At 66.0% G+C, this 26,061-nt stretch carries 27 protein-coding genes and 3 tRNA genes; 16 read left to right on the forward strand and 14 right to left on the reverse strand.

Features of this window, described 5'->3' with window-relative positions; genetic code table 11:
• Nucleotides 1–75: 75 nt before the first annotated feature.
• Nucleotides 76–669 (forward strand): chorismate mutase, encoded by a 594-nt coding sequence (locus HWX87_RS22215; protein WP_176049299.1) that lies wholly within the window; start codon nucleotides 76–78, stop codon nucleotides 667–669.
• A 36-nt stretch (nucleotides 670–705) separates the two neighbouring features.
• On the opposite strand, the gene HWX87_RS22220 is transcribed toward HWX87_RS22215, so the two are convergent.
• Nucleotides 706–1,833, reverse strand: coding sequence for an exonuclease domain-containing protein (locus HWX87_RS22220; RefSeq protein WP_176049300.1), 1,128 nt, complete (start codon nucleotides 1,831–1,833; stop codon nucleotides 706–708).
• A gap of 141 nt (nucleotides 1,834–1,974) precedes the next feature.
• On the reverse strand, nucleotides 1,975–2,178 hold the full coding sequence (locus tag HWX87_RS22225) for a cold-shock protein (protein ID WP_014897770.1): 204 nt from the start codon (nucleotides 2,176–2,178) through the stop codon (nucleotides 1,975–1,977).
• A 393-nt stretch (nucleotides 2,179–2,571) separates the two neighbouring features.
• On the opposite strand from HWX87_RS22225, the gene HWX87_RS22230 reads away from it, so the two are divergent.
• Entirely contained in the window at nucleotides 2,572–2,838 is a 267-nt protein-coding gene (locus HWX87_RS22230) for a hypothetical protein (protein ID WP_176049301.1), read from the forward strand.
• Between the two features lie 497 nt (nucleotides 2,839–3,335).
• Nucleotides 3,336–4,487, forward strand: a complete 1,152-nt coding sequence (locus tag HWX87_RS22235) for a porin (protein ID WP_176049475.1) — start codon at nucleotides 3,336–3,338, stop codon at nucleotides 4,485–4,487.
• 84 nt (nucleotides 4,488–4,571) lie between these two features.
• Here the strand turns inward: HWX87_RS22235 and greB are convergent, their stop codons facing one another.
• A complete protein-coding gene (greB, locus tag HWX87_RS22240; protein WP_176049302.1) occupies nucleotides 4,572–5,135 on the reverse strand; it encodes a transcription elongation factor GreB in 564 nt (187 codons plus the stop codon).
• A gap of 128 nt (nucleotides 5,136–5,263) precedes the next feature.
• Between greB and HWX87_RS22245 the strand changes: the two genes are divergently transcribed.
• Together HWX87_RS22245 and HWX87_RS22250 are read left to right on the forward strand one after the other, a co-directional pair.
• A tRNA-Arg gene (locus tag HWX87_RS22245) sits at nucleotides 5,264–5,340 on the forward strand.
• Between the two features lie 66 nt (nucleotides 5,341–5,406).
• Nucleotides 5,407–5,483: transfer RNA gene (locus HWX87_RS22250), tRNA-Arg, on the forward strand.
• 152 nt (nucleotides 5,484–5,635) lie between these two features.
• On the opposite strand, the gene HWX87_RS22255 is transcribed toward HWX87_RS22250, so the two are convergent.
• The 4 genes from HWX87_RS22255 to HWX87_RS22270 all read right to left on the reverse strand — a co-directional run bounded on the left by HWX87_RS22255 (nucleotide 5,636) and on the right by HWX87_RS22270 (nucleotide 9,932).
• Nucleotides 5,636–8,002 (reverse strand): bifunctional (p)ppGpp synthetase/guanosine-3',5'-bis(diphosphate) 3'-pyrophosphohydrolase, encoded by a 2,367-nt coding sequence (locus HWX87_RS22255; RefSeq protein WP_176049303.1) that lies wholly within the window; start codon nucleotides 8,000–8,002, stop codon nucleotides 5,636–5,638.
• A gap of 63 nt (nucleotides 8,003–8,065) precedes the next feature.
• Nucleotides 8,066–8,269 carry a DNA-directed RNA polymerase subunit omega gene (rpoZ, locus tag HWX87_RS22260; RefSeq protein WP_006025620.1) on the reverse strand — a complete coding sequence of 68 codons (204 nt, stop codon included), beginning with the start codon at nucleotides 8,267–8,269 and terminating at the stop codon, nucleotides 8,066–8,068.
• A gap of 58 nt (nucleotides 8,270–8,327) precedes the next feature.
• Nucleotides 8,328–9,002 (reverse strand): guanylate kinase, encoded by a 675-nt coding sequence (gene gmk / locus HWX87_RS22265; RefSeq protein ID WP_176049304.1) that lies wholly within the window; start codon nucleotides 9,000–9,002, stop codon nucleotides 8,328–8,330.
• Nucleotides 9,003–9,008: 6 nt separating this feature from the next.
• On the reverse strand, nucleotides 9,009–9,932 hold the full coding sequence (locus tag HWX87_RS22270; RefSeq protein WP_176049305.1) for a YicC/YloC family endoribonuclease: 924 nt from the start codon (nucleotides 9,930–9,932) through the stop codon (nucleotides 9,009–9,011).
• A 172-nt stretch (nucleotides 9,933–10,104) separates the two neighbouring features.
• Between HWX87_RS22270 and rph the strand changes: the two genes are divergently transcribed.
• From rph to HWX87_RS22315, 9 genes are all read left to right on the forward strand, one after another.
• Nucleotides 10,105–10,836 carry a ribonuclease PH gene (rph, locus tag HWX87_RS22275; RefSeq protein ID WP_176049306.1) on the forward strand — a complete coding sequence of 244 codons (732 nt, stop codon included), beginning with the start codon at nucleotides 10,105–10,107 and terminating at the stop codon, nucleotides 10,834–10,836.
• A 1-nt stretch (nucleotide 10,837) separates the two neighbouring features.
• Nucleotides 10,838–11,464: an RdgB/HAM1 family non-canonical purine NTP pyrophosphatase gene (rdgB, locus tag HWX87_RS22280; protein WP_176049307.1), complete on the forward strand. Its 627-nt coding sequence runs from the start codon at nucleotides 10,838–10,840 to the stop codon at nucleotides 11,462–11,464.
• Nucleotides 11,465–11,498: 34 nt separating this feature from the next.
• Nucleotides 11,499–12,713: a radical SAM family heme chaperone HemW gene (gene hemW / locus HWX87_RS22285; RefSeq protein ID WP_176049308.1), complete on the forward strand. Its 1,215-nt coding sequence runs from the start codon at nucleotides 11,499–11,501 to the stop codon at nucleotides 12,711–12,713.
• Between the two features lie 44 nt (nucleotides 12,714–12,757).
• Nucleotides 12,758–12,845: transfer RNA gene (locus HWX87_RS22290), tRNA-Ser, on the forward strand.
• A gap of 149 nt (nucleotides 12,846–12,994) precedes the next feature.
• Nucleotides 12,995–13,390: a hypothetical protein gene (locus HWX87_RS22295; RefSeq protein WP_176049309.1), complete on the forward strand. Its 396-nt coding sequence runs from the start codon at nucleotides 12,995–12,997 to the stop codon at nucleotides 13,388–13,390.
• A 173-nt stretch (nucleotides 13,391–13,563) separates the two neighbouring features.
• Nucleotides 13,564–13,857, forward strand: coding sequence for a hypothetical protein (locus HWX87_RS22300; RefSeq protein ID WP_176049310.1), 294 nt, complete (start codon nucleotides 13,564–13,566; stop codon nucleotides 13,855–13,857).
• A gap of 334 nt (nucleotides 13,858–14,191) precedes the next feature.
• Complete coding sequence (locus HWX87_RS22305; protein ID WP_176049311.1) at nucleotides 14,192–14,683, forward strand: energy transducer TonB; 492 nt, start codon at nucleotides 14,192–14,194, stop codon at nucleotides 14,681–14,683.
• Between the two features lie 298 nt (nucleotides 14,684–14,981).
• Nucleotides 14,982–16,292, forward strand: a complete 1,311-nt coding sequence (locus tag HWX87_RS22310; protein ID WP_176049312.1) for an MFS transporter — start codon at nucleotides 14,982–14,984, stop codon at nucleotides 16,290–16,292.
• A gap of 105 nt (nucleotides 16,293–16,397) precedes the next feature.
• Entirely contained in the window at nucleotides 16,398–16,577 is a 180-nt protein-coding gene (locus HWX87_RS22315) for a hypothetical protein (protein WP_034182977.1), read from the forward strand.
• A gap of 19 nt (nucleotides 16,578–16,596) precedes the next feature.
• Here HWX87_RS22315 and waaC read toward each other — a convergent pair whose 3' ends face one another.
• Nucleotides 16,597–17,595, reverse strand: coding sequence for a lipopolysaccharide heptosyltransferase I (waaC, locus tag HWX87_RS22320; protein WP_176049313.1), 999 nt, complete (start codon nucleotides 17,593–17,595; stop codon nucleotides 16,597–16,599).
• Nucleotides 17,596–17,766: 171 nt separating this feature from the next.
• Here waaC and HWX87_RS22325 point away from each other — a divergent pair, with 171 nt between their 5' ends.
• Nucleotides 17,767–19,338 (forward strand): chloride channel protein, encoded by a 1,572-nt coding sequence (locus HWX87_RS22325; protein WP_176049314.1) that lies wholly within the window; start codon nucleotides 17,767–17,769, stop codon nucleotides 19,336–19,338.
• 116 nt (nucleotides 19,339–19,454) lie between these two features.
• Here the strand turns inward: HWX87_RS22325 and HWX87_RS22330 are convergent, their stop codons facing one another.
• The 5 genes from HWX87_RS22330 to HWX87_RS22350 form a co-directional block, all read right to left on the reverse strand.
• Nucleotides 19,455–19,856: a YXWGXW repeat-containing protein gene (locus HWX87_RS22330; protein WP_176049315.1), complete on the reverse strand. Its 402-nt coding sequence runs from the start codon at nucleotides 19,854–19,856 to the stop codon at nucleotides 19,455–19,457.
• 160 nt (nucleotides 19,857–20,016) lie between these two features.
• On the reverse strand, nucleotides 20,017–20,271 hold the full coding sequence (gene minE / locus HWX87_RS22335) for a cell division topological specificity factor MinE (protein WP_006486661.1): 255 nt from the start codon (nucleotides 20,269–20,271) through the stop codon (nucleotides 20,017–20,019).
• A 12-nt stretch (nucleotides 20,272–20,283) separates the two neighbouring features.
• Nucleotides 20,284–21,099 carry a septum site-determining protein MinD gene (gene minD, locus HWX87_RS22340; RefSeq protein ID WP_176049316.1) on the reverse strand — a complete coding sequence of 272 codons (816 nt, stop codon included), beginning with the start codon at nucleotides 21,097–21,099 and terminating at the stop codon, nucleotides 20,284–20,286.
• Nucleotides 21,100–21,158: 59 nt separating this feature from the next.
• Complete coding sequence (gene minC, locus HWX87_RS22345) at nucleotides 21,159–21,938, reverse strand: septum site-determining protein MinC (RefSeq protein ID WP_176049317.1); 780 nt, start codon at nucleotides 21,936–21,938, stop codon at nucleotides 21,159–21,161.
• A 169-nt stretch (nucleotides 21,939–22,107) separates the two neighbouring features.
• Nucleotides 22,108–22,620: a GNAT family N-acetyltransferase gene (locus tag HWX87_RS22350; RefSeq protein WP_176049476.1), complete on the reverse strand. Its 513-nt coding sequence runs from the start codon at nucleotides 22,618–22,620 to the stop codon at nucleotides 22,108–22,110.
• Between the two features lie 669 nt (nucleotides 22,621–23,289).
• Here HWX87_RS22350 and HWX87_RS22355 point away from each other — a divergent pair.
• Nucleotides 23,290–24,450 carry an alkane 1-monooxygenase gene (locus HWX87_RS22355; protein ID WP_176049318.1) on the forward strand — a complete coding sequence of 387 codons (1,161 nt, stop codon included), beginning with the start codon at nucleotides 23,290–23,292 and terminating at the stop codon, nucleotides 24,448–24,450.
• Between the two features lie 67 nt (nucleotides 24,451–24,517).
• Here the strand turns inward: HWX87_RS22355 and HWX87_RS22360 are convergent, their stop codons facing one another.
• Nucleotides 24,518–26,053, reverse strand: a complete 1,536-nt coding sequence (locus HWX87_RS22360) for a methyl-accepting chemotaxis protein (RefSeq protein ID WP_176049319.1) — start codon at nucleotides 26,051–26,053, stop codon at nucleotides 24,518–24,520.
• Nucleotides 26,054–26,061: the final 8 nt, after the last annotated feature.

Genomic DNA, 26,061 nt, shown 5'->3' on the forward strand with positions numbered 1-26,061 from the left:
CTACGCCGCGCGACTGTCTTCGTCTATTCTTCTGGTTTTCCACGTCCGGCCCGCCCGGCTCCCCCGATCATTCCAATGAAGCAAGCCATTCGTGCCAGCGTCGCTGTCGCCGCGCTCGGCGTCGCCCTCTTTGCGTCGCCCCACGTCGCGCGTGCCGACGGCGACGACACCGCGCTCACCAACATCGTCGCGCTCGCGTCGCAGCGCCTCGCGCTCGCCGAACCGGTCGCGCGATGGAAATGGGCGAATCACAAGGCAATCGAGGACCAGCCGCGCGAAGCAGCCCTGCTCACGTCGGTCGAAAAGCGCGCGGCACAGGCCGGCGTCGATCCTGCATTCGCACGGACGTTCTTCGAGGACCAGATCGCCGCGAGCAAGGACGTGCAGAACGCACTGTTCGCGACCTGGCGTGCGACGCGGCCGCCCGAGGGCACGCCCCCCGACCTCGCGACCAGCACGCGCCCGGCCCTCGACCGGCTGACGCAAAAAATGCTCGCAGGCCTCGCGCAGGTCGAGCCACTGCGCAATGCGCCCGATTGCCAGGCACGCCTCGCGCGCAGCATCGCGAACTGGAAAACGCTGACGCGCTATGACTCGAAGCAGACGCAGGCACTCGACACCGCGCTGTCGCACGTCTGCTCGGCCGGCGGCGCAAGCGCGATCGGCTGACGCGGCGGGCACCGCACGCGTGACGCGCGGCCGCCCTCAACCTGCCGGCGTGAGCGCGGCGAGCGGAATCAGCTGCAGCCCGCGCGCGAGATGCGTCTGCAGCAAGCGATGGGTGAAGGGTTCGAATGCGCCGTCCGCCGCCTCGGCGACGAGCCGCGCGGCCGCGTCGAGCGACTCGGCCGCGCCAAGGTAACGCCAACCGTCGATCACATGAAACAGGCGGCGCTCGCCGGTCGCCTCGAACGCAACGGCGCCGTCGAACGGCCAGGGTGCATTGCCACCACGGGCGCCATCGGCTGCCGGGCGCCGGTTGTACGACGGCCGCAGCTGCGCAATCCATTGCGCTTCCGCCAGCATCGCGCCCAGTTCATTACCGGTCTCACGCCATTCGACGCGCCGCACCTGCTGCGCGAGTCGCATTTCCTTCGACGAACGGCGCTCGCCGGTCAGCAGCGCACGCAGCCGCTGCCGCACCCTCACGCTGCGGCCCACATACAACGGTGCGTCACCCTCCCCGAACAACGCATAGGCACCGCACCCGGCAGGCGCGGTGTCGAGCCACGCCTCGGTCAGATCGCCGCCCAGGCGGAAGTGGCGCGTCGTGCGCGCGATCTGGTCGCGCAGCCGCTCGAGCGGCACGATGTCGTGCAACTGACGCCAGAACTGCCACAGCAGGTCGGCATCCGCCAGCGCGCGGTGGCGCGCAGCCGGAACGAGACCGTGCCGCTCGATCAACGCGTCGAGCCCGTGCCGCGACTCGCGCGGGAACAGCGCGCGCGACAGCCGCACCGTACACAGCACGTCGGGATTGAACGCCAGGCCGATACGCTCGAATTCGGCACGCAGGAAACCGCGATCGAAGCTCGCGTTGTGCGCAACGAACAGCTTGCCGTCGAGCCGCTCGAACAGCGCCGGCGCAAGCGACGCGAACGACGGCGCGTCGCGCACCATCGCGTCCGAAATGCCCGTGAGTTGCTGGATGAACGGCGGTATCGCCTGCCCCGGATTGACGAGACTCGTCCACGTCGACACGCCGAGCGGGCCGATTTCGACCACGCCGATTTCGGTGATGCGGTGCTCGGCGGGCGAGCCACCGGTGGTTTCAAGATCGACGAAGACGAGCGGTTGTTCGCTGGCGGGATCGGACGGACGGGAATCGGACATGAAAAGACTGGAAAACGATGCTTCCGTGAGTATGCACCGGCAAGCAGGGTCGCGGCCAGCGTGGACCGCCGTGTTCCATCCCCGAAAAACAAAAAGCCCCCGCATTGCGGGGGCCGGACGTGATCGGCAAAGCGTGGCGCGTCAGGCCGCCTGGATATTCGCTGCCTGCTTGCCTTTCGGCCCGACTTTGACGTCGAACGAAACACGCTGGTTTTCCTTCAGCGTCTTGAAGCCGTCCATCCGGATTTCGGAAAAGTGCGCAAACAAATCCTCACCACCATTGTCCGACGTAATAAAGCCGAAACCTTTAGCATCGTTAAACCATTTCACGATACCGGTATCCATGTCTTCGTTCCCCACTCGATTAGATCAAAAAAGCTATTTTTATAGCCGTTTCCCGAAATCCCGAAACATTGCGCCAGCACCCGCACCAGCACGCCGCCCGAGGACGGAGTGCTGACTTTATAAATTGGACAATCCGGGTGCGTCAAGAAAATTTTTAACAGTTGTTTTATCAAAAAAGCGCTAATGCCAATGGAATCGGTACACCATCGCCTTTGATTAATTGATTCGCATCAAAAACCTGTCAACATTACCGGGATCCGATCGATGATAATCGCGGCAATGAAATTTCTACCGGGGACGAATCGGTTCGGTAAATTCCTCGGGTTTTTTCCGGGTTGCAGAAATCCGGGGACATTGAGATGCTGACGCAACGCCGAAAGGAAGGAGACGGTCATGTGGCTGGACGGAATCAAGCGCTTCGCGAGCCGGCTCGGGCGCGTACGCCGCAAGTCCCGCGCCTTGGCCGAGTCCGCGCGCGAAGTGCCGTGCGATACCGAATTCGATACGACTTGGCACGGCGACCACTGGCAGAACCTGCTCGCATCGCCGCTGGATGCCCGTCACTACGTGATGGAAGACTGGACCTATACACCGCCGCCGACCGATGCCGAGGAAGTCGCGCCCGCGGCCAAGCGCAAGCGGCGCTCGTACGCGCAGTAGCGCACGGACCGGCGGGGCAAAAAAAAAGCGCGACTGGGAAGTCGCGCCGACAAAGGTTTGGAGATCTTTTCCGTCAACGAAAAAGTCTGCTTCGGAAAGCAGAGATCGCAGTATAACGAGAGATCAACCTTTCATTAGCCATGCTCCACACAAACCTCTATTGCCGATGTGTCAATAATCGCGCTATGAGCTCCCCCGCCGGCCGCTGATTGCCTGTCGCGATCGCGCAACGCCCGATACGTAGTCCTGAACGCCATTTTCCTTCGCTGCACTGCCGCAAACCCTTGATGGGCAATCGTTTGCGCGCGTCGACCGATCTTTGCGGATTTCTAAATACATTATTGCTTAAAGCGCGCCGCTCCCCCGCTTCCTGCGCTCCGTACACTGCAGATGGCTTTCTGACAAGCGTACCGCCGCTCTGCCGGTCACGGCGTCAAGCAAAACAGCCCGGCCCGGCAGCAGGTTCGATCGACATCATCCTGTTTGGAGACAGATCCATGAAAAAAACCCTGATCGTCACCGCGTTGTCGGGTGTATTCGTTACCGCCGCACACGCGCAAAGCAGCGTGACGCTATATGGCCTGATCGACGCAGGCATCACCTATACGAACAACCAGGGTGGCCACAGCTCATGGTCCGAACGCAGCGGCCAGATCAATGGCAGCCGCTGGGGCCTGCGTGGCACGGAAGATCTCGGCGGCGGCCTGAAAGCGATCTTCGTGTTGGAAAACGGCTTCAACATCGCCAACGGCACGCTCGGCCAGAATGGCCGCGAATTCGGCCGCCAGGCGTTCGTCGGCCTGTCGCAAGACCAGTTCGGCGCCGTCACCCTCGGTCGCCAATACGATAGCGTCGTCGACTACATCGGGCCGCTGTCGCTGACCGGTACACAGTTCGGCGGCACCCAGTTTGCCCACCCGTTCGACAACGACAACCTGAACAATTCGTTCCGGATCAATAACTCCGTCAAGTACACGAGCGTCAATTTCGGCGGCCTGAAGTTCGGTGCGTTGTACGGTTTCTCGAACAGCGACCAGTTCTCGAACAATCGCGCATACAGCGCGGGCGTGTCGTACACCTACGCCGGCTTCAATATCGGTGCCGGCTACCTGCAGTTGAACAATGACATCTCGGGCCTCACGTCGGCCGCGGTCACCAACAGCGGCGGCGCGGTGGCAGGCGACAATACGTTCGTCGGCAAGCGCCAGCGCGTGTTCGGCGGCGGCCTGAACTACACATTCGGTCCGGCAACGGCCGGCTTCGTGTTCACGCAATCGCGCGTGAACCGGGCGCTCGGCATCTCTGCGGGTGCCTCGGGCGTGTCGAATGGCCTGGGTCTCGACGGCACGTTCGCCCGCTTCAACAACTACGAAGTAAACGCGCGCTACGCGCTCACGCCGGCCTTGTCGCTGGCCGGGTCGTACACGTACACCGCCGGCTTCCTGGACGGCCGCCATCCGGGCTGGAACCAGTTCAACCTGCAGACCGACTATGCACTGTCCAAGCGGACCGACGTGTACGTGCAAGGCGTGTATCAGCGAGTCAGCACGGACGGCCTGGGCATCGGCGCCTATGTCAATGGCCTCGGCGGCGCTTCGTCGACCAACAAGCAGATCGCGGTCACGGCCGGCCTGCGTCATCGCTTCTGAGCGACCGGCAACGCCACCGTACGCCGGAAGAAAAAAGCGCCCCACCGGGGCGCTTTTTCTTTACCGCACCGGGCTGGCCGTCGATCAGGCGTCACCCCGCGCCGGATAGCGGACGTCGAGTATGTCGATCGGCTGCGGGCCGGCCGGCGTCATCAGCGTGACGGTATCGCCGATCTTCGCCTTGATCAGCGCACGCGCGACCGGCGAAATCCAGCTGACGCAGCCGTGGTCGAGATCGACCTCGTCGATCCCGACGATCGTGATCGTATGATCCACGCCGTCCGGCGTCTCGTAATCGACCGTTGCACCGAAGAACACCTGGTCGACATTCTCCTGCCGGCTCGCGTCGACGACTTCGGCAAGATCGAGCCGCTTCGTGAGGAAGCGGATGCGGCGGTCGATCTCGCGCAGCCGACGCTTGCCGTAGATGTAGTCGCCATTCTCCGACCGGTCGCCGTTCGACGCGGCCCACGACACGAGCCGCACGACCTCGGGGCGCTCGACGTCGATCAGGCTCAACAGCTCGTCCCTCAGCCGCTTGTGGCCGGCCGGCGTGATGTAGTTCTTCGCGCCCGCCGGAATCGCGGGTTGAGCCTGGTCGAGATCGTCGTCGTCACCGTCCGACTCTTTGACAAACGCCTTGTTCATGGTGCAGATTCAACATGGATGACTGATCCTCCAAGGGTACACGAAGGGCCACCGCCCGGGCCATGCACCCTAATTCGCGAATAAGGCTTCCCTTTTTATACAACCCTGCTATAATTTCGCTTCTGCGTGCGGCTGTAGCTCAGTTGGATAGAGTACTTGGCTACGAACCAAGGGGTCGTGGGTTCGAATCCTGCCAGCCGCGCCACTTTTTCGAGGGCCTTCCCAACCGAAGGCCCTTTCAGTTCAAAGCAGTAGAAGTTTTGTTTTGCGTGCGGCTGTAGCTCAGTTGGATAGAGTACTTGGCTACGAACCAAGGGGTCGTGGGTTCGAATCCTGCCAGCCGCGCCACCTTAAAAGGGCTTTCCTCCGGGAAAGCCCTTTTTTCTTTTCCGCATCCCCTCTTCTCTCGCTCGCGCCGTCGCAGGTTCGTGCCGCGGCACTCGTGAAAACGGCGGCCATTGGCCGCCGTCTGTCGATCGAGCACCTGCGCGCCGAGCGCGTCAGTAATCCTGCCGTTCGCGCTCGATACGCATGCCGCCGTCGTGGCGCGCATGCGCACCGTCGTCGGTCGAGCGCTCGCGCATGATCCGCATCACATCCGGGTTGGTTCGCACGCGCCGCATCACGTTCGCGAGATGCACGCGATCGCTGACCTGGATCACGAAGCGCAGCACCGTCGATTCGTGCGTCAGATCCTCGTCCATCGCGATATGCACGATGTTCGCGTCGGCCGACGTGATGTCCGCCGCGACACGCGCGAAGATGCCCTTCGTGTTCTTCACGAGCGCCTTCACCGCGACATCGAACAGGCGGCCCGGCTGCGGCGCCCATTCGACGTCGATCCAGCGGCCCGGGTCGCGGCGATGGATCCGCTGCGCAACGCGGCAATCGGTCGTATGAATCGCCATCCCCAGGCCGATGCCGATGTAACCCATGATTGCATCGCCCGGAATCGGCCGGCAGCATGCCGACAACTGCACGGACATCCCTTCGGTGCCGGTAATCACGACCGGCGGCGCATGATGCGCGGGATGCCGTTCGGACTTCGGCAGATCGTCGTCCGCGTCGCGGCCGCTCATCAGCACCTCGATGCGCTTGGCCATCACCGCGGCGACGCGGCGGCCGAGGCCGATGTCCGCGAAAATTTCCTGACGACTCTTGTTGCCCGTCCACTGCACGAGCTTCTCCCACACTTCCGGCTCGACGTCTGCCAGCGCGAGACCGTAGCCCTTCAGGCTCTGGTCGACCAGCCGTTCGCCCAGCTGCACCGACTCGTTCAGGCGCATCGTCTTCAGGTAGTGGCGGATCGCCGAACGCGCCTTGCCGGTACGTACGAAACCGAGCCATGCGGGATTCGGCTTCGAATACGGCGCGGTGATCACTTCGACGATGTCGCCGCTCTTCAGCTCGGTGCGCAGCGGCAGCAATTCGTTGTTGATCTTCACGGCCACGCACTGGTTGCCGAGATCGCTGTGGATCGAATACGCGAAATCGAGCGCCGTCGCGCCGCGCGGCAGCGCCATGATCTTCGACTTCGGCGTGAACACGTAGACCGCGTCGGGGAACAGGTCGATCTTCACGTGCTCGAGGAATTCGCTCGAATCGCCGGCTTCGCTCTGGATGTCGAGCAGCGACTTCAGCCACTGGTGCGCGCGCTTCTGCACGTCGCTGAGATCGGCGCTGCCGTTCTTGTACAGCCAGTGCGCGGCGACCCCCGCCTCGGCGATCTCGTGCATCTTACGCGTGCGCACCTGGAACTCGATCGGCGCGCCGAACGGGCCGACGAGCGTCGTGTGCAGCGACTGGTAGCCGTTGATCTTCGGGATCGCGATGTAGTCCTTGAACTTGCCGGGCACGGGCTTGTACAGCGCATGCAATGCGCCGATGCACGTGTAGCAGTCGAGCGGGCTATCAACGACGACGCGAAAGCCATACACGTCGAGCACCTGCGAGAACGACAGCTGCTTGTCGCGCATCTTGCGGTAGACGCTGTAGATGGTTTTCTCGCGGCCGGTGATCTCGGCGTCGATCTTCGCGTCGGCCATCGCGCGCTGTGCGGCCTCGAGGATCTTGCTGATCACTTCGCGGCGATTGCCGCGCGCGGCCCTCACGGCCTTCTCGAGCGTCGCGTAGCGATGCGGGTTGAAGTTCGCGAAGCTCATGTCCTGCAGCTCGCGATACGTGTTGTTCAACCCGAGGCGGTGCGCGATCGGCGCATAGATGTCGAGCGTTTCGCGCGCGACGCGACGACGCTTTTCCATCGGCACCGCACCGAGCGTACGCATGTTGTGCAGGCGGTCGGCGAGCTTGACGAGAATGACGCGCACGTCGCGCGCCATCGCGAGCAGCATCTTGCGGAAGTTTTCCGCCTGCGCTTCCTCGCGGCTGCGGAACTCCATCTTGTCGAGCTTCGACAGGCCGTCGACCAGTTCGGCGACCTTCGGGCCGAACCGTTCGGCCAGCTCGCTCTTGGTCACGCCCTGGTCTTCCATCACGTCGTGCAGGAGCGCCGCCATGACGGCCTGCGCGTCGAGCTTCCAGCCGGCGCAGATTTCCGCGACGGCGACGGGATGGGTGATGTAGGGTTCGCCGCTCTGGCGATATTGACCGAGGTGGGCTTCGTCGCTGAAGTGGAACGCCGCCTTGACCTCTTTGATTTCTTCCGGAGGAAGATACTCGGCAAGCACGGCCGTCAGTTTCGCGATCGAAACGACGCCGTGCTTGCGCGGCTGCTCCGGTGTGGCGGTCGGCCCGAACAGATGCCGGAAGGACTGTTCGAGGACCGCGTCGATGTACTGGCGCGCAGGCGACTGGGCCGTGGCTTCGGTGGTCGAATCCGCGGAGGCGGACGATGGGGTGGTGCTCATATTCGCCTCCAGGTCGGGTCGTTGCGCGCGTGGATTACATGGCTGGAACGGGCCGGATGCGCGTTACACCGGCACCTTCTTCAGCATCTCGACGCCGACCTGGCCGGCAGCGATTTCGCGCAGCGCGACGACGGTCGGCTTGTCGCGGCTTTCGATCTTCGGCGTATGGCCTTGCGCGAGCTGCCGCGCGCGGTAGGTGGCGGCGAGCGCCAGTTCGAAGCGGTTCGGGATTTGCTTCAGGCAGTCTTCGACGGTAATGCGAGCCATGGTGGTAATTCCTTCTGAATATAGTCCTTATTCTACCTTATGTCCCTCGGCCCCCGCGTCATTCCGCGTGGGGCAGATGGATGCCGAGCTCGATGAACAGCTCCGTGTGTCGCGCGTACTGCGAAGCAAAGCGCAGGCGCGTCGCGGCGACGATGCATTCGAGCTCTGCGAGCGCACGCTCGAAATTCTCGTTGATCACCACGTATTCCGCTTCCGACGCGTGCGCGATCTCGCTGCCGGCAGCCAGCAGGCGGCGCGTGATCACGTTCGGTTCGTCCTGGCCGCGCTTCTTCAGACGCTCCTCGAGCGCATCGAGCGACGGCGGCAGGATGAAGATGCCGACCGCGTTGCGGAACTGCTTCTTCACCTGCAGTGCGCCCTGCCAGTCGATCTCGAGCAGCACGTCATGGCCGCTCTTCATCTGCTCTTCGATCCAGACGCGCGACGTGCCGTAGTAGTTGCCGTGCACTTCCGCGCTCTCGAGGAATTCGTGCGCCGCGTGACGCGTGCGGAAATCCTCGACGGTCGTGAAGTGATAGTGCTGGCCGTCCTGTTCGCCCGGGCGCGGCTTGCGTGTCGTGTACGAGATCGACAGGCAGATGTCGCTGTCCTTCGACAGCAACGCGTTCACGAGCGTCGACTTGCCGGCGCCCGACGGCGCAATGACCATGAACAGGTTGCCGGGATAGACGCCCGCGTGAAGCGTATGCGCGTCGTGAGTGGGGTGGATCATCTTGCGTTACTCCAGGTTTTGCACTTGCTCGCGCATCTGCTCGATCAACAGCTTGAGCGCCATCGATGCGTCGGCCAGTTCCTTCGCCGCCGCCTTCGAGCCGAGCGTGTTCGCTTCTCGATTCAGTTCCTGCATCATGAAGTCGAGACGCTTGCCGACGCGGCCGCCCTTCTCGATGACATGGCGCGTTTCGTTCAGGTGCGCGGTGAGACGCGACAGCTCTTCCGCGATGTCGATCCGGATCCCGTACATCGTCACTTCCTGACGAATGCGTTCCGCGGCTTCCTCGCGCGTGACGATCGTCGAGCTGCCTTCGGGCGCCGCGATGCCGAGCGCTTCCTGCAGCCGTTCGACGATCTTCTGCTGATGCTTCGCGATCAGTTCCGGCACGAGCGGCGTGATGCGCGCGACGATCGCTTCCATCTCGGTGACGTTCGACAGCAGCATCGTCGCCAGCTGCGCGCCTTCGCGCGAACGCACGACGACGAGCTCGCCGATCGCTTCCTTGCCGCATGCGAGCACTGCGTCGCGGATCGCTTCCGCCGACACGCCGCTCTCGGCGATCACACCGGGCCAGCGCAGGATCTCGCCCGCGCGCAGGCGGCCGACGCCCGGGAACGAATCGAGCACCGAGCGCTCGAGCTCGGCGAGCTGGCCGAGCGCCGACTGGTTCAGCGCACCCGCGCCGATGCTCTGTTCGCCGCGCTGCAGGTTGATGCGGATATCGACCTTGCCGCGCGACAGCTTGTTCATCAGCATTTCGCGCAGCGCGGGTTCGCACGCGCGCACGTCGTCCGGCATCCGGAAATTGAGGTCGAGGAAGCGCGAGTTCACGGTGCGCAGTTCGACCGACACGCTGGTGCCGCCGTTGCCGGTGGCCGTCGCGAGTTCGCGCGTCGCGCTCGCGTAGCCCGTCATGCTGTAGATCATGGTTCGTCTCGCCGTCTGGGTGCCCTCGCGGGCGGGGATATGTCGAGGCGCCCGGCGCATCGGAAAGCGCGGGGCGGGAAGCGCGCATTATCCCATTTTGCGGACCACCCCGCCGGGCAAGCCCGCCGTTCGGCGCTAAAATCGGGGTTTCCTCTCCTTCCGCGATTTCCCCATGACGTCTTCCGTTTCCCGCCCGAGCGGCCGCCGCGCCGACGAACTGCGCAAGGTCGCCCTCACGCGCCACTACACGAAACACGCCGAAGGCTCGGTGCTGGTCGAATTCGGCGACACCAAGGTGCTCTGCACCGCGAGCGTCTCCGAACGCGTGCCCGACTTCCTGCGCGACCGCGGGCAAGGCTGGCTGACCGCCGAATACGGGATGCTGCCGCGCGCGACGCACACGCGCAGCGACCGTGAAGCCGCGCGCGGCAAGCAGACGGGACGCACGCAGGAAATTCAGCGCCTGATCGGCCGCGCGCTGCGCGCGGTGTTCGATCTCGAGGCGCTCGGCCCGCGCACGATCCACCTCGACTGCGACGTGATCCAGGCCGACGGCGGCACGCGCACCGCGAGCATCACCGGCGCCTTCGTCGCCGCGCACGACGCGGTGTCGAAGCTGATCGCGGCCGGCAAGCTCACGCGCTCGCCGATCACCGACCACGTCGCCGCGATCTCGGTCGGCGTGTACGAAGGCGCGCCGGTGCTCGACCTCGACTACGCGGAAGATTCGCAGTGCGACACCGACATGAACGTCGTGATGACGGGCGCCGGCGGCTTCGTCGAAGTCCAGGGCACGGCCGAAGGCGTGCCGTTCTCGCGCGCCGAAATGAACGCGCTGCTCGACCTCGCGCAAGGCGGGATCGCCGAGCTCGTGCAGCTTCAGAAAGACGTGCTGGGCGCCTGACATGCCGGACGACCACACCATCGCGCCGCTGTCGCGCATCGTTCTCGCGTCGAACAACGCCGGCAAGCTGCGCGAATTCACCGCGCTGTTCTCGACGGTCGGCATCGAGATCGTCCCGCAGGGCGATCTCGCCGTGCCCGAAGCGGAAGAGCCGTTCGGCACCTTCATCGAGAACGCGCTGACGAAGGCGCGTCACGCGTCGCGGCTCACCGGGCTGCCGGCGATCGCCGACGATTCGGGCCTGTGCGTGCGCGTGCTGCGCGGCGCGCCGGGCGTCTACTCGGCGCGCTATGCGCAGCGCGCGGGCCGCGACAAGGGCGACGCGGCGAACAACGCGTATCTCGTCGAGCAACTGCGCGGCATCGACGACCGGCGCGCATACTATTGCTGCGTGCTCGCGCTCGTGCGCCACGTGGACGATCCCGAACCGCTGTTCGCCGAGGGGCGCTGGACCGGGGAAATCGTCGACACGCCGCGCGGCGAGCACGGATTCGGCTATGACCCGTATTTCTACCTGCCGGCGCTCGGCGCGACGGCCGCGGAACTCGATCCGGCCGTGAAGAACACGCACAGCCATCGCGCGCTGGCGCTGAAGGCGCTGCTGGCGCGGCTCGCGGAGGAAGCATGAGCGTGCCCGATACCCGTTCGCTGCAGGGGGTTGCATGAGTCAGGCCGCGGAAACCGGCGCGCGTGTCGTCGCGACCTTCACGTCGCCCGGCCAGGTGCGACTCACGTCGCTGCCGCCGCTCGCGCTGTACGTGCATTTCCCGTGGTGCGTGCGCAAGTGCCCGTACTGCGACTTCAACTCGCACGAATGGAAAGGCGAACGGTTTCCGGAAACCGAGTACCTCGATGCGCTGCGCGCCGACCTCGAGCAGGCGCTGCCGCTCGTCTGGGGGCGGCAGGTGCATACCGTGTTCATCGGCGGCGGCACGCCGAGCCTGCTGTCGGCGGCCGGCCTCGACCGGATGCTGTCCGACGTGCGCGCGCTGCTGCCGCTCGACGCCGATGCCGAGATTACGCTCGAGGCGAATCCCGGCACGTTCGAAGCCGCGAAGTTCGCGCAGTTCCGTGCGAGCGGCGTGAATCGCCTGTCGGTCGGCATCCAGAGCTTCAACGAAACGCACCTGAAGGCGCTCGGCCGGATTCACGACACGGCGCAAGCACGCGCGGCCGTCGAGATCGCCGCAAAGAACTTCGACAACTTCAACCTCGACCTGATGTTCGCGCTGCCGAACCAGACGCTCGACGAATGCCGCACCGACATCGAGACCGCGCTGTCGTTCGCGCCGCCGCATCTGTCGCTGTATCACCTGACGCTCGAGCCGAATACGATGTTCGCGAAGTTCCCGCCCGTCGTCCCCGACGACGACGCGTCGGCCGACATGCAGGAGTGGATCCACGCGCGCACGGCCGAGGCCGGCTACGGGCGCTATGAAGTGTCCGCGTATGCGAAGCCGAATCATCAGTGCAAGCACAACCTGAACTACTGGCGCTTCGGCGACTATCTCGGGATCGGCGCGGGCGCACACACGAAGCTGTCGTTCCCGAACCGGATCCTGCGGCAGGCACGCTACAAGCATCCGGCGACCTTCATCGAGCAGGCGAAGGCCGGCACGGCCGTGCAGGAAGAGCGCGAAGTCGGTGCGCGCGACCTGCCATTCGAGTTCATGCTGAACACGCTGCGGCTCGTCGAGGGCTTCCCGGTGCACAGCTTCGCCGAACGCACGGGCCTGCCGATGAGCACGATCGAGCCGGCGCTGAAGGAAGCTGAGCGACGCGGGCTGATCGCGCGCGATTTCGCGCAGATCGCGCCGACGCCGCTCGGCCAGCGTTTCCTCAACGACCTGCAGGAATTGTTCCTGCGCGACGATTGAAGGAATGAGCGAGGCAGCATTTCGGTTACAATGCCGCCTCGTGTGGAAGCGTGGCCGAGCGGTTTAAGGCACCGGTCTTGAAAACCGGCGACGGGAAACTGTCCGTGAGTTCGAATCTCACCGCTTCCGCCAGGAAGTTCGCCAAACCCCGTCCATTCGTTGAATGACGGGGTTTTTGCTTATCGGTTCGTCCGTGCGCGCCCTCCCCGCACGTTCCGACGCATCGCGCCGGATGCCGTTACAATCCCGCGCTCCGATTTGCGAAACGGGAAACCCACTTCATGAAGCCCTTCATCGTCTCGTCGCTTGTCGCCCTGCTGGCTGCCGTCAGCACGCATGCTGCGGCCGACACCGCGTCCGGCAGCGGCACACCGGCATCGTGCGCGATCGCAACCGTCAGCGGCGTCGGCGGTTCGCCGCGCGGCCTGAGCGAGTACCTCGCGAGCCCGTCGCCCTACAACTACCTGAAAGACAACGACCTCCAGTGCAAGGTGGGAGACGACGGACGCACGTCGAACTGCACCGGCGTGACCTACCTGCGCAACGAACAGGTCAGCGTGTACGACGATTCCGATCCGGCGACGCTCACCGTCGTCGCGCGCGTGGAGCTCGACCACGGCCAGAAATACCCGGTGATCATCGTGGTGCAACGCAAGGACGCGCGCTGCAAGCCTTGACGCAGCCGCACACGCGCACCTGTCAATCGGGACGGCAAGGGGCCGTGCGTCGCGCCGGAAGCCTCCCGGCCCGCCCCGCGATCACCTAGAATTCGTTCAACACGGCGACACGACCGCCGCCGCGTACTCGATGCCGTACGCGCCACCCCTGCGCGCGGCACACGGAGATCGCCATGACCGAACTGTCGAACGCGACGGAACCCGTCGATTACGAAGGCTTCGAGATCCATGTCGTGCCGGCCGCCGTGCCCGGCAGCGACACGCGCTACACCTACACCGGCTACGTGTGCCATCCGGGCGCGAATCCCGCGCTGCCCGGCCACGCGGTGCCGTTCCACGCGGACGGCGAGGAAAGCTTCACGAGCCTCGACGAGGCTGTCCACGAAGCCGTGCACATCGGCAAGAGCATCATCGACGGGACGCACCCCGACCTGTCGGTGCTGTCGCTCGTCACGCACGGATTCTGAACCGGGCGGCACGCATCGCCGACGCTTGCGCGGGCGCCTGCCTCGGTGCAGCCGACGGCAACCGATGCGCCCGGCCGCACCATCGTCACGTGCCTGCGCGCCACCCGCGTTCGTCGCCTTGCTTTCAACCTTGCAACACGCACGCCGGGATGCGCGCGTGCGGCAGTCGCGCGAGCGTGCCGTCACATGTCACGTCACATCGCGATACGCCGACGCACGCCGCCTCGTCATCAGCAATCGCAACGCCCGGCCTCGCGCGTTATGCGTTTGTCCCGATATCGACTCGCGTCCGTGCGCCTATCATTTTTTTATAGTCACTTCCGGCCAGCCTCCCATGCGCCCCCTTCTCCGTTTGCGCGTCGACCGGCTGCGTGTTGCCGCGTTGGCCGTCGCCGCCCTGCTCGCGGCGTGCACGATCACACCGCCGCCTTCACTGCACTCGGTCCTGACGATTCCTTCGATCACGCGTAGCGGCAGCCTCGACCAGTATCGCGTCGAGGTCGCGCGGCGTGTCGCCGAACGCAATCCTTCCGGCCTGCTGCGTGGCACGCCGCAGGCGATGCTCCGTTCGCTCGTCGTCGTGTCCTTCACCGTCGATGGCAACGGCCGGCTCGTCAATGCGTCCGTCTATCGCAGCAACGGCGACAGCGAGGCGGAAGCGCTCGCCCTCGCGTCGCTGCGCCGCTCGGCGCCGCTGCCGCCACCGCCGTCGCGGCTGCTCGACGGCAACGGCCGGCTCGAAATGATGGAAGGCTGGCTCTTCAACGACGACGGCCACTTCCAGTTGCAAAGCACGGCGTCCGCGCAGGCGCAATCGATCGACTGATGCGCCGCCGCGCGATTGCCGGTGTGCGGCAGCGCTGGCTATAATTTTCCGCAACCGCGCGGCCATCACGCCGCGCGCGCGTTCGCGCGCCCCACCCGGCATGCGAGCCGACCACGCCGGCACCGGGCGGCGGCGACATACCCGTCTCCATCGTCGACCGGCGGGTGACGTCCGCGCCACGGCGCGCGTCCACGCCGCCATCGCGTCATCCGCATCATCCGCTCGGCTGCACCCGGCAGGCATCCGCCTGCCCGACCGCACGCTCAGCCGACCGCCCAACGACAAAACGGAGACATCCATGTCCGCATCCCCCCCGACCGTTGCTCACGCAACCGGTTCGGCCGGCGCCGTCAGCCACCGGCGCATCGTGTTCGCGAGCTTCATCGGCACCGCGATCGAGTTCTACGACTTCTATGTGTATGCGACGGCCGCCGCGCTCGTCATCGGCCCGGTGTTCTTCCCGCACGGCTCCGCGACCGCACAGGCGCTGTCCGCGTTCGTCACGTTCGGCATCGCATTCATTGCCCGCCCGATCGGCTCGTTCCTGTTCGGGCACTTCGGCGACCGCATCGGCCGCAAGTCGACGCTCGTCGCGTCGCTGCTCGTGATGGGCGTGTCGACCACCGCGATCGGCTTCGTGCCCGGCTACGACGCGATCGGCGCGCTCGCGCCGGTGCTGCTGTGCGTGCTGCGCTTCGGCCAGGGGATCGGCCTCGGCGGCGAATGGGGCGGTGCGGCGCTGCTCGCGACCGAGCACGCGCCGCAGGGCAAGCGCGGCTGGTTCGGGATGTTCCCGCAACTCGGGCCGTCGGTCGGCTTCCTGATGTCGAACGGCCTGTTCTTCGCGCTCGCGCTGTCGCTGTCCGACGAGCAGTTCCGCAGCTGGGGCTGGCGCATTCCGTTCCTCGTCAGCGCGGTGCTCGTCGCGCTCGGCCTGTACGTGCGGCTCAAGATCACCGAAACGCCCGCGTTCCAGGCCGCGCTCGACCGCAACGAGCGCGTGCGCGTGCCGGTCGCGACGCTCGTCACGCAGCACTGGCAGCCGACGCTGCTCGGCGCGCTCGCGATGGTCGTCTGCTACACGCTGTTCTATATCTCGACGGTGTTCTCGCTGTCGTACGGCGTGTCGGCGCTGCATATTCCGCGCCAGAGCTTCCTCGGGCTGCTGTGTTTCGCCGTCGTGTTCATGGGGCTCGCGACGCCGCTTTCCGCGTGGGCGTCGGACCGCTTCGGCCGCAAGCCGGTGCTGATCGTCGGCGCGATCGCCGCGCTGCTGTCGGGTTTCGCGATGGAGCCGTTGCTCGGCAGCGGCTCGATGCCGCTCGTCGCGCTGTTCCTGACGATCGAGCTGTTCCTGATGGGCGTGACGTTCGCGCCGATGGGCGCGCTGCTGCCGGAACTGTTCCCGACCAACGTCCGCTATACGGGCGCGGGCGTGGCGTACAACCTCGGCGGGATCCTCGGCGCGTCGATCGCACCGTATATCGCGCAACTGCTGGCGGCGCGCGGCGGGCTGTCCTGGGTCGGCGGGTACGTGTCGGTCGCAGCGGCGATCAGCCTGATCGGCGTGCTGCTGATGCGCGAAACGCGCGACGCATCGCTCGTCTGATGCCCCCGGGGCGACCCGGGTTGTGCGGCGGCGGGCGCTGCCTATACTCGATCCTGGGCGCGCCGTTGCGTGCCCGGGGATCCCGCCCCGAAAGGAGCCGCCGCCATGAATATCCGCCTCGGCAATGCCGATCTCGTCCTGATCCTCGCACTCGCGCTGGGTGGCGCGCTATTGCTCGCGCTGCGGTTCCGGCCGAAGACGTGGCGCGGCCTCGTGTTCGAGGCGCTGCTGGCGAATCTGGCGGCCATCGCCGCCGTCATCACGGTCGAGGCGCTGCTGGCCTGAACCGGCCCGCAGCAAGCCGTCAGGCGGTCAGGCGCGCGCGCAGCGCGCCATAGGCAGGGGCGACCGCATCGATCGCGTCCAGCGCCTCGTCGACGGACGGCATCGCGCCCGGTTCGCCGATCGACAGGGCGTTCGGCGCACCGCCGATACCGCAATGGTGGCGCGATGTCGCGACGAAGATCATGACGGTCGGCCGCTGCAACGCATGCGCCATGTGAACGAATCCCGTATCGACCCCCACCACCAGCGCGGCCCGTCCGAGCGCCGCACCGAGTTCGCGCACAGTCATCGCCGGTAATACGACTGCGCCCGGCGCACGTGCGGCGATGTCCTGCGCGTCGTCATGCTCGGCGTTCGATCCCCATGGCAACAGCACCCGCACGCCGCGCGCCATCATCTGCGTGGCCAGCGCGGCCCAATGGTCGGCCGGCCATTTCTTGTCGGGATTGGACGTCGCATGGAACAGCAGCATGAACGGTGCACCATCGGTCACGGCCGCCGGCAGGTTCGCACCCTGCGGCGGGACGATGCCGTAGGTGGCGAGGCCTTCAGGCCGGTAGCCGAGCGCTTCGCCGGCGCTCACGCGCATGCCGTGCCACGCATCGCAGTCCGGCCGCGGGCCGAAACGATGCGAATACGCGAAGCGCGCGCCCGTTTCGCCGAGATCCTGAGTCTGGTAGCCGACACGGCGCGCCGCACGCGCCAGCGCCGAAATGATCGCGCTCTTGTACACGCCGTGCAGGTCGATGACCGCATCGTAGCGATGCGCCCGCAACGCGCCGATCGACGACGAAATCGCCTTCAGGTCACCGGCGTTGCGGAGTTTCTTGAAGCGGCGCAGCGGCGCGCACAGCACGGCGCTCACGCCCGGATGCCAGCGCACGACCTCGGCACACGATTCGTCCACGGCCCAGTCGACCGTCACGCCCGGAAAGGCGCGATGCAGATCCGCGACGACGGGTAGCGTCTGGACGACGTCGCCGAGCGACGTCACTTTCACGATGAGGATACGTTTCACGTTTGCGGGGAAGAGCCAGCCATTTGGGGATGCTAACGACGGATGCCCGCCGCGAACATTACTCCTGAATTACATTTGCAACGAAATGCTACAAGCTTGCAAAACATTGTCGCCCGACTGCGCGGCGCCGGTTCTTTTTATAATCGGTCCTTTGCCTGATGGCCACCGCCGATGCCACGCCCTGCCATTCCCGCCCTGTTTCCCGCCGTCACCCGCCGCTCGCTGCGCATCTGGCGACAGTACGGTATTTTCTGGCTCGGCGCGATCGTCGTCGGGCTCGCAGCCGTACTTTACGCGCGGCTGATCGACTGGGGCTACGAGTCGTTCCGCGCGATGCGCGAGCACGCGGTGTGGCTGCCGCTGCTGTTGACGCCCGCGATCGCCGCCGTGTCGGTATGGCTCACGCGCCGGTTCTTCCGCGGCGCCGAAGGCAGCGGCATCCCGCAGGTGATCGCGACGCTGCATGCGCGCCCGAGCGCATTCGGCGCCCGGTTGCTGACGCTGCGCATCCTGTTCGGCAAGGTGCTGATTTCGTTCCTGGGCATCCTGGGCGGCTTCACGATCGGTCGCGAGGGGCCGACCGTGCAGGTCGGCGCGGCGCTGATGTTCAACCTGCGACGCTTCTACCCGCGCTCGAACGCGCAGATCGAACGGCAGCTCGTGCTGGCCGGCGCGGCGGCCGGACTGTCGGCCGCGTTCAATACGCCGCTCGCCGGGATCGTGTTCGCGATCGAGGAACTGACGCGCAGCTTCTCCGCGCGCGCAAGCGGCGTGCTGATCACCGCGATCATCCTCGCCGGTGTCGTCGCGCTCGGCCTGAACGGCAATTACACGTATTTCGGCACGATCGATGCCGGCCTCCATTTCCCGAAACTGCTGGCGGTCGCGGTGCTGGTCACGGCGATCGTCACGGGCATCGCGGGCGGCCTGTTCTGCTGGCTGCTGCTGAACACAGGGCGCTGGCTGCCCGCGCAACTGCTGGGCCTGTACCGCGAGCGGCCGATCACGTTCGCCGCACTGTGCGGCTTCGCGATCGCCGTCGTCGGCCTGGTGTCGGGCGGCACGACCTTCGGCAGCGGCTACGCCGAGGCGCGCGGCCTGCTCGACGGCAGCCAGCACCTGTCGGTGTTCTATCCGTTCCTGAAGATGATCTCGATGGTCGCGTCGTACCTGCCGGGCATCCCGGGCGGGATCTTCGCGCCGTCGCTGTCGATCGGCGCCGGGTTCGGCAACCTGCTGCACGTCGTGTTCAGCAACATGAGCCTGCCGATGCTGATCGCACTCGCGATGGTCGGCTATCTGGCGGCCGTCACGCAGTCGCCGATCACGTCGTTCGTGATCGTGATGGAAATGATCAACGGCCATGCGCTCGTGATTTCGCTGATGGCGACCGCACTGGTGTCGAGCCGCATATCGCGCTTTTTCGCGCCGCCGCTCTACGAAACGCTCGCGCTGCGCTATCTCGCGCCGCCCGCCGCGGCCACCGAACCCGCCGCGGCATCGACGGCGAGCACGACGGCGAGCGCGGCGGCTGCGACCGGCGTGACCGGCGTGACGGAGCCGCAGGATGCGGCCGCCGCGCCCGCCGATCCGCTCGACACGCTGCGCGACGTGGGCGGCGACGAGCCGGTCGCTGCAACGCCGGGCGCACGCTCGGCGCACGCACCGGCCCCGCAGGGCGACGAACCGGCTGCGGCCGGCGCGAACGGCCCGGCGCAACCCGGCCCGCGCGACGCTCAGTAGATCACGACCGGCGCCGGCCGGTAATAGACGGGCCGCGCCGGCACGACGATGCACCCGGCCAGCGTGATCGCGACGAGCGCGATGGCAATGACGGTTCTTTTCATCACGCGCCTCCATCACGCCCAGTGGCCACGGGTCCAGAACCAGTTCGGACCGCGCTGGTCCCAGTGGCCCGGCACCCATTGCATGCCGACGCGCTCGGCTTCCCAGTGGCCGCCGATCCACACGTAGCGGCCATGCTCCCAGCGCCAGTGCCCGCGCTCCCACACGTAGCCCACGCGCGCGGTCGGCACGACCTCGTAGCGCACGGGCGGCGGCGCGTTCGGCGAAACGACGACGATCTCCTCGGTGCGCACGGCAACCGGCTCGGCGATGACCACGCGGCCCTGCGGCGCGATCACGGGTGTGCCGACGAGAATCTCGTCCGCATGCGCGGCAAACGGCGCGACGACGGCTGACAGGCCCGCGGCAAACAGGGCGAGCGAAACGATACGACGTTGAACGGTAGAGACAGCCATCACAACCTCCTGGTTGAACAAGTTACGCGAGCGTATTCGTTCAATGCGGGAGGGGCGATTACGGCCGACAGGCGCCGTGTTACGGCGTGCCCGAAAGTGCAACAGGGCGTAAGACGCGCACGGCGGCGGGCGCCGCCGTGCGGAGGGACACCGGCAAGCGTCAGGCTTGCGGGATCTCGATCTTCACTTCGAGGACTTCGAGGTCGTCCTGGCGCTCGAGGCTCACGCGGATGTCGTCGTTCGAAATATGGACGTACTTCGAGATGACCGCGACGAGTTCCTTCTGCAGCGCCGGCAGGTAATCGGCCGGCGGCCGGCCGCCGACCCGCTCGTGCGCGATGATGAGCTGCAGGCGCTCCTTCGCGACCGATGCGGATTTCTTCTTCTCGCCGAGGAGAAACGAAAGGATGGACATGGGCGGCCTCCGTTACTTGCTGCCGAAGAGGCGCTGCAGCAGGCCCGGCTTCTGGTAATCGGTGAAGCGCAGCGGCTTGTCCTCGCCGAGGAAGCGCGAGACGACGTCCTTGTACGCTTCGGCGACGTCGGTACCGTCGATATGCACGGCCGGCAGACCCTGGTTCGATGCGTGCAGCACGGCTTCCGACTCGGGCACCACGCCGATCAGCTTGATGCGCAGGATCTCGCTGATGTCCTCGAGCGACAGCATCTCGCCTTCGCTCACGCGCTTCGGGCTGTAGCGCGTGATCAGCAGGTGCTCCTTGATCGGATCCTTGCCTTCGGTCGCGCGCTTCGTCTTCGACGACAGGATGCCCAGGATGCGGTCCGAGTCGCGCACCGACGACACTTCCGGGTTCGTGACGATCAGCGCTTCATCCGCGAAGTACATCGCGTGCAGCGCGCCGGCCTCGATACCGGCCGGCGAATCGCAGACGATGTATTCGAAGTCCATCGCGACGAGGTCGTTCAGCACCTTCTCGACGCCGTCGCGCGTCAGCGCATCCTTGTCGCGCGTCTGCGACGCCGGCAGGATGAACAGGTTCTCGCACTTCTTGTCCTTGATCAGCGCCTGGTTCAGGTTCGCTTCGCCCTGGATCACGTTCACGAGGTCATACACGACGCGACGCTCGCAGCCCATGATCAGATCGAGGTTGCGCAGGCCGACGTCGAAGTCGATCACAGCCGTCTTGTGGCCGCGCAGCGCGATACCGGACGCGAAGCTCGCGCTCGTCGTCGTCTTGCCCACGCCGCCCTTGCCCGAGGTCACCACGATGATTTTTGCCATTTACCCAATACCCTGTGTTCGTCAATGAGAGCCGATCGATCCGGAGCGTGCCGCGTGATTTACGTCAGGCGCAGCGGTTCGATCATCAGTTTTTCCTCTTCGAGCCGGATCTGCACCGATTTGCCCAGTACTTCGGCGGGCAACGGGTTCTCGGTTGTTCGATAGATACCCGCGATCGAAATCAGTTCCGGTTCGAGACACGTGCAGAAAATGCGCGCGTCGTGATTACCGTGCACGCCCGCGAGAGCGCGGCCGCGCAACGGCGCGTAGATGTGGATATTGCCTTCCGCGATGATCTCCGCGCCGTGACTGACCGGCGCGAGCACCACGAGGTCTCCTTTCGCGTAAATCTGCTGCCCCGAACGCAACGGCCGGTCGATCACGAGCGTCTGGCCACCCGGCTGATTCGATGCCGGCGCCTGCTCCGACGCCGGTTCGGGCGTCGCCGCGGCTGCCGCGGCGACGACGGCCTCGGCGATCGACGACGGTTCCACGCCCTCGGCCGGCCTTGCGGCCGGCACACGGCGATCGCGCGCCTCGAGCAACGGCAGGCCGGCTTCCCCCGCCCAGCCCTGCGTTGCCAGTGCGACGACGCCCACCGGGCGCATCCGCACGTCGTTCAGCATCTGCCGGATGTCCGCGAGCGCGACGCGTTCGCCGTCAGCCAGGCGGCGGACGTCGATCGCGACGACATCGTCGGCGAAAAACTCGGGAGTCGCTTCGAAGCGCTTGACCAGTTCGGTACGCAACGCGTCGAGATCGGTCGTCTTCACGGTGAACAGCAACGTATCGACCGATCCGCTGCGCAGCTCGAAGAATGGCGATTTTTTAAGCGACATGGATACTCTGCAAAAATTTTTTGCGTATTTTACAGGCGTCCACGCGCGCAGCCATTATTTTTGGGACTCGGGGTTGCGGCGGCCCGGGCGGGCACGCAACCGGCAGGCGGGCGGGCAAGCGGGCGGCCGGGCCTTCATCGCGCCGCGCGGCCCGTGTTTCGAGGGTACGTCAGTGCTTCACCTGCGACACGAACAGCGATTTCATCGCGCCGGGCATCCGCGCGATCGGCGCGTGCTCGCCGGTGTTGCCGAAACCCGCACGCTCGTAGAACCGGATCGCGTTGCGGTTCGCATCGGCGATCCACGCATAGACGTCGCTGGCGCCGCGCTCGGCGAGCCATGCGGTGGCCGTCTCCAGCAGCAGCACGCCGCCGCGCAGATGACGCACCGCGTGCGCAACCCACAGTTCGCTGACGAACGCGCGCCGATCGGGCGTGTTGTCGAAATACGCGCCGATCATGCCGGCCGGATGGCCTTCGGTGTACAGCAGGAAAGTCGTCGACTCGTCGGACAAGGCGCGCAGCGCGGCGATCGCCGACGCTGCGTCCGTTTCGACGTTCAGCAATTCGGCCTCCGGCGCTTCGCCCGGTGCGTAGGGCTCACGCAGCGATGCGGCGCGGAGTTCGCGATACACGCTGCCCTGGTTGGCAACGATACGACGAACGGTCAAGGTCGAACTCATGCAGGCACAGCCCCCTTCGGACAGCAAGCTATTAGCTTCAACCGAAAGCGGGGCATGAGTCAAATCGTTATTTTCAAATGACGGCGCGGATCGAAAGGCAACAGGCGTCACCAGCAGCGGCATGAGCCAACCGGTGTGCAGGTGCAGCATCGGCATGCCGATGCGTGCCGACGGACAACCGTCGAGGATTCGCCGTCCGACGTCTCGCCCGGCTTGCCTTGCGACGCATGGCAGTTGCGTTTCGAAGCGCGTCGCATGTCACTCCCGGCTCCGTAATGCGGCGTAATATAAGCAAACAAAAAGCGCGCTCCTCCAGTGTCTGCCCACCCGGTTTATTGCAATGCAACATTTGTTGCGGACGCGCACGATCGACGCGCTCGCACGCACGCCGCACGATTCATCTGACAAACACGCGGCATGCGCGAGCCGATCCGGCCTGCGCTGCATGTTTCAATCAGCGCGTGCCGGCCCCTCCCGGCATGGCTCGCGCGCGCCCTTCCGTTTGGAGTCGCGCGCCTAGCGCCGGTGTTTGGCAAGCGGGCGTACGGGTCGTATAACAGGCAGAACCGGGCAACGATCCGGTGCCACCGCGCGCGCGTCGCGGGCTCACGAGGATTCGAACAACCGTGCATGCGGCCGCCCATCGGGCCCGCTGACTGGAGGGAGACAATGGCAATGACCGACGGATCGGCCGCGGGCTGGTCGGATGGCAAGCGGTACCTGTGGCTGCTCGGCGCACTGACGATCACGCTGCCCATCCTCGCTGCCCAGCTTGCGCTGTCGACAGGCCTTCATGTGTTCTGGTGGTTCGGCCCGCTGTTCGCATTCGGCGTGATCCCGATCCTCGACACGCTGATCGGCGACGATCGCGACAATCCGCCCGAGGCAGTCGTACCGCACCTCGAACGCGAGCGCTATTACCGGTTCATCGTCTATCTGGCGACTTTCGTCGAATACGTCGCGTTCTTCATGTGCGTATGGATCGTCGGCACGCACGCGCTCGCGTGGTACGACTACGTCGGCTTCGCACTGTCGCTCGGCGCCTCGACGGGCATCTCGATCAATACCGCGCACGAGCTGGGGCACAAGACCGACCGCTTCGAGCGCTGGCTCGCGAAGATCACGCTCGCACCGGTCGCGTACGGCCACTTCTACGTCGAGCACAATCGCGGCCACCACGTGCGCGTCGCGACGGCCGAGGATCCGGCGAGCGCGCGCTACGGCGAGTCGTTCTGGGCATTCCTGCCGCGCACCGTGACCGGCAGCATCCGCTCGGCATGGCGGCTCGAGAAGGCGCGTCTCGAACGGCTCGGGCATTCGCCGTGGACCTGGCGCAACGAGGTGCTGCACGCATGGGCGATGACCGTCGTCGTGTGGGGCATCGCGATCGCGATGGCCGGCAAGGTCGTGATCCCGTTCCTCGTGATCCAGGCCGTCTACGGCGCATCGCTGCTCGAAGTCGTGAACTACGTCGAGCACTACGGGCTCGGCCGCCGCAAGCTGCCGAGCGGCCGCTACGAACGCTGCACGCCGCAGCATTCGTGGAACAGCAACCACGTCGTCACCAACCTGTTCCTGTACCAGTTGCAGCGGCACGCCGACCATCACGCGAATCCGACGCGCTCGTACCAGGCGCTGCGCCACTTCGACGATTCGCCGCAACTGCCGGCCGGCTACGCGACGATGATCCTGTTCGCGTACCTGCCGCCGCTCTGGTATCGCGTGATGAACCCGCGCGTCGTCGCGCACTACGGCGGCGACATGGCGCAATCGAACATCAAGCCGTCGATTCGCGCCAGGGTGCTTGCGCAGTATCCGGCCGCGGCGTGATCGGCGGTGACCGGTCCGCGTGAACGGGCGAGGGCTCGCCAGGTCGCGCGCCCGCCACTGACAGCCATCACGCCATTTCCCGCAGCCGGAACACGGCCACCGCGTGCCGCAGTGCGCTCGCCTGCTCGGCCAGCGCCTGCGTCGCGGCCGTGGCCTGCTCGACGAGCGCCGCGTTGCGCTGCGTCGCTTCATCCATCTGCGTGACCGCGACATTCACCTGCTGGATGCCGCCGCTCTGCTCCTGCGACGCGGACGAGATCTCGCCGACGATCGTCGTGACGCGTTGCACGGCGCCCACGATCTCGTGAATCGATTCCCCTGCACGGCCGATCAGCACCGCGCCTTCGTCGACCCGCTGCGTCGATTGCTCGATGAGCCCCTTGATCTCCTTCGCGGCCGACGCGCTGCGCTGCGCGAGCGTGCGCACTTCTGCCGCGACGACCGCGAAGCCGCGCCCCTGCTCGCCCGCGCGCGCCGCTTCGACCGCCGCGTTCAGTGCGAGGATGTTGGTCTGGAACGCGATGCCGTCGATCACCGCGATGATCTCGCCGACCTTCGCCGCGCTGTCGGCGATGCCGTTCATCGTGTGGACGGCATCCGACATCACGCCGCCGCCGGCAGACGCGATATGCGACGCATCGCGCGCCAGTTGCGCCGCGTGCTGCGCATGCTCGGCCGACTGGCGCACGATGCCGGTCAGCTGGGTCATGCTGGCAGCCGTCTCCTCGAGCGAAGCGGCCTGCGACTCGGTCCGCGCCGACAGATCGTGGTTGCCCGACGCGATCTGCGCGCTCGCGGTCGCGACGGCTTCGGCATGCGTGCGCACCTCGAGCACGACGCCCGACAGGCTCGCCTGCATCGTCTGCAACGCGCGCAGCAGATCGGCGATCTCGTCGCGGCCGGTTGCGTCGACGTCGCGTGTCAGGTCGCCACCCGCGACGGCCTGTGCGCACGCCACCGCACGATCGAGCGGGCGCAGGATCGCGCGGCTGAACAGGAACGCGCCGACCATCGCGACGCCGAGCACGACCAGCATCAGCGCAAGGCTCGCGGTGGTCGCATGCTGCGCGTCGCGGCTCGCCTGCGCCGACACGGCCGCGCTTTCGTCCGCAATCGACTTCGCGGCCCGCTCCAGCAGCGCGGCAGGCTCACGGTCGACGCCCGCCACGGCCGCATCGCCGGCCGACGGCTCGAAGCCGGCCGCCTTGAACGCGTCGAAGCCGCGCCGGTAACCGTCGCCCATCGCGGTGTGCGCACGCATGAACTGTTCGACGAGCGAGCGGCTCTCGCCGGCCGGCAACTGGCGGACGAGTTGCGCGGCGAGCGCATCGACCGACCGCTCACGCGTCTGGAACGCCTGCCAGTACCGGTCGAGCTTGTCGGGCTGCTTGCCGCGCAGCAGCGTGTCCTTCCATTCCTGCACCTGCAGCTTGAATTGCACGAGCGTGGCCGACACGAGCCGTTCGTCGCCGACGTTCGTCTGAACGTCTTCGGCGAACGTATCGATCGACCGGTTGAGGATGTGGATGCCGTACAGCGCGCCACCGAACATCAGCAACAGCGCGACAGCAAATGCGAGGGGAATCTTGTAGCTCAGCTTCATGGGACCTT

Source organism: Burkholderia sp. BCC1644 (assembly GCF_902833225.1).
Lineage (GTDB): Bacteria > Pseudomonadota > Gammaproteobacteria > Burkholderiales > Burkholderiaceae > Burkholderia.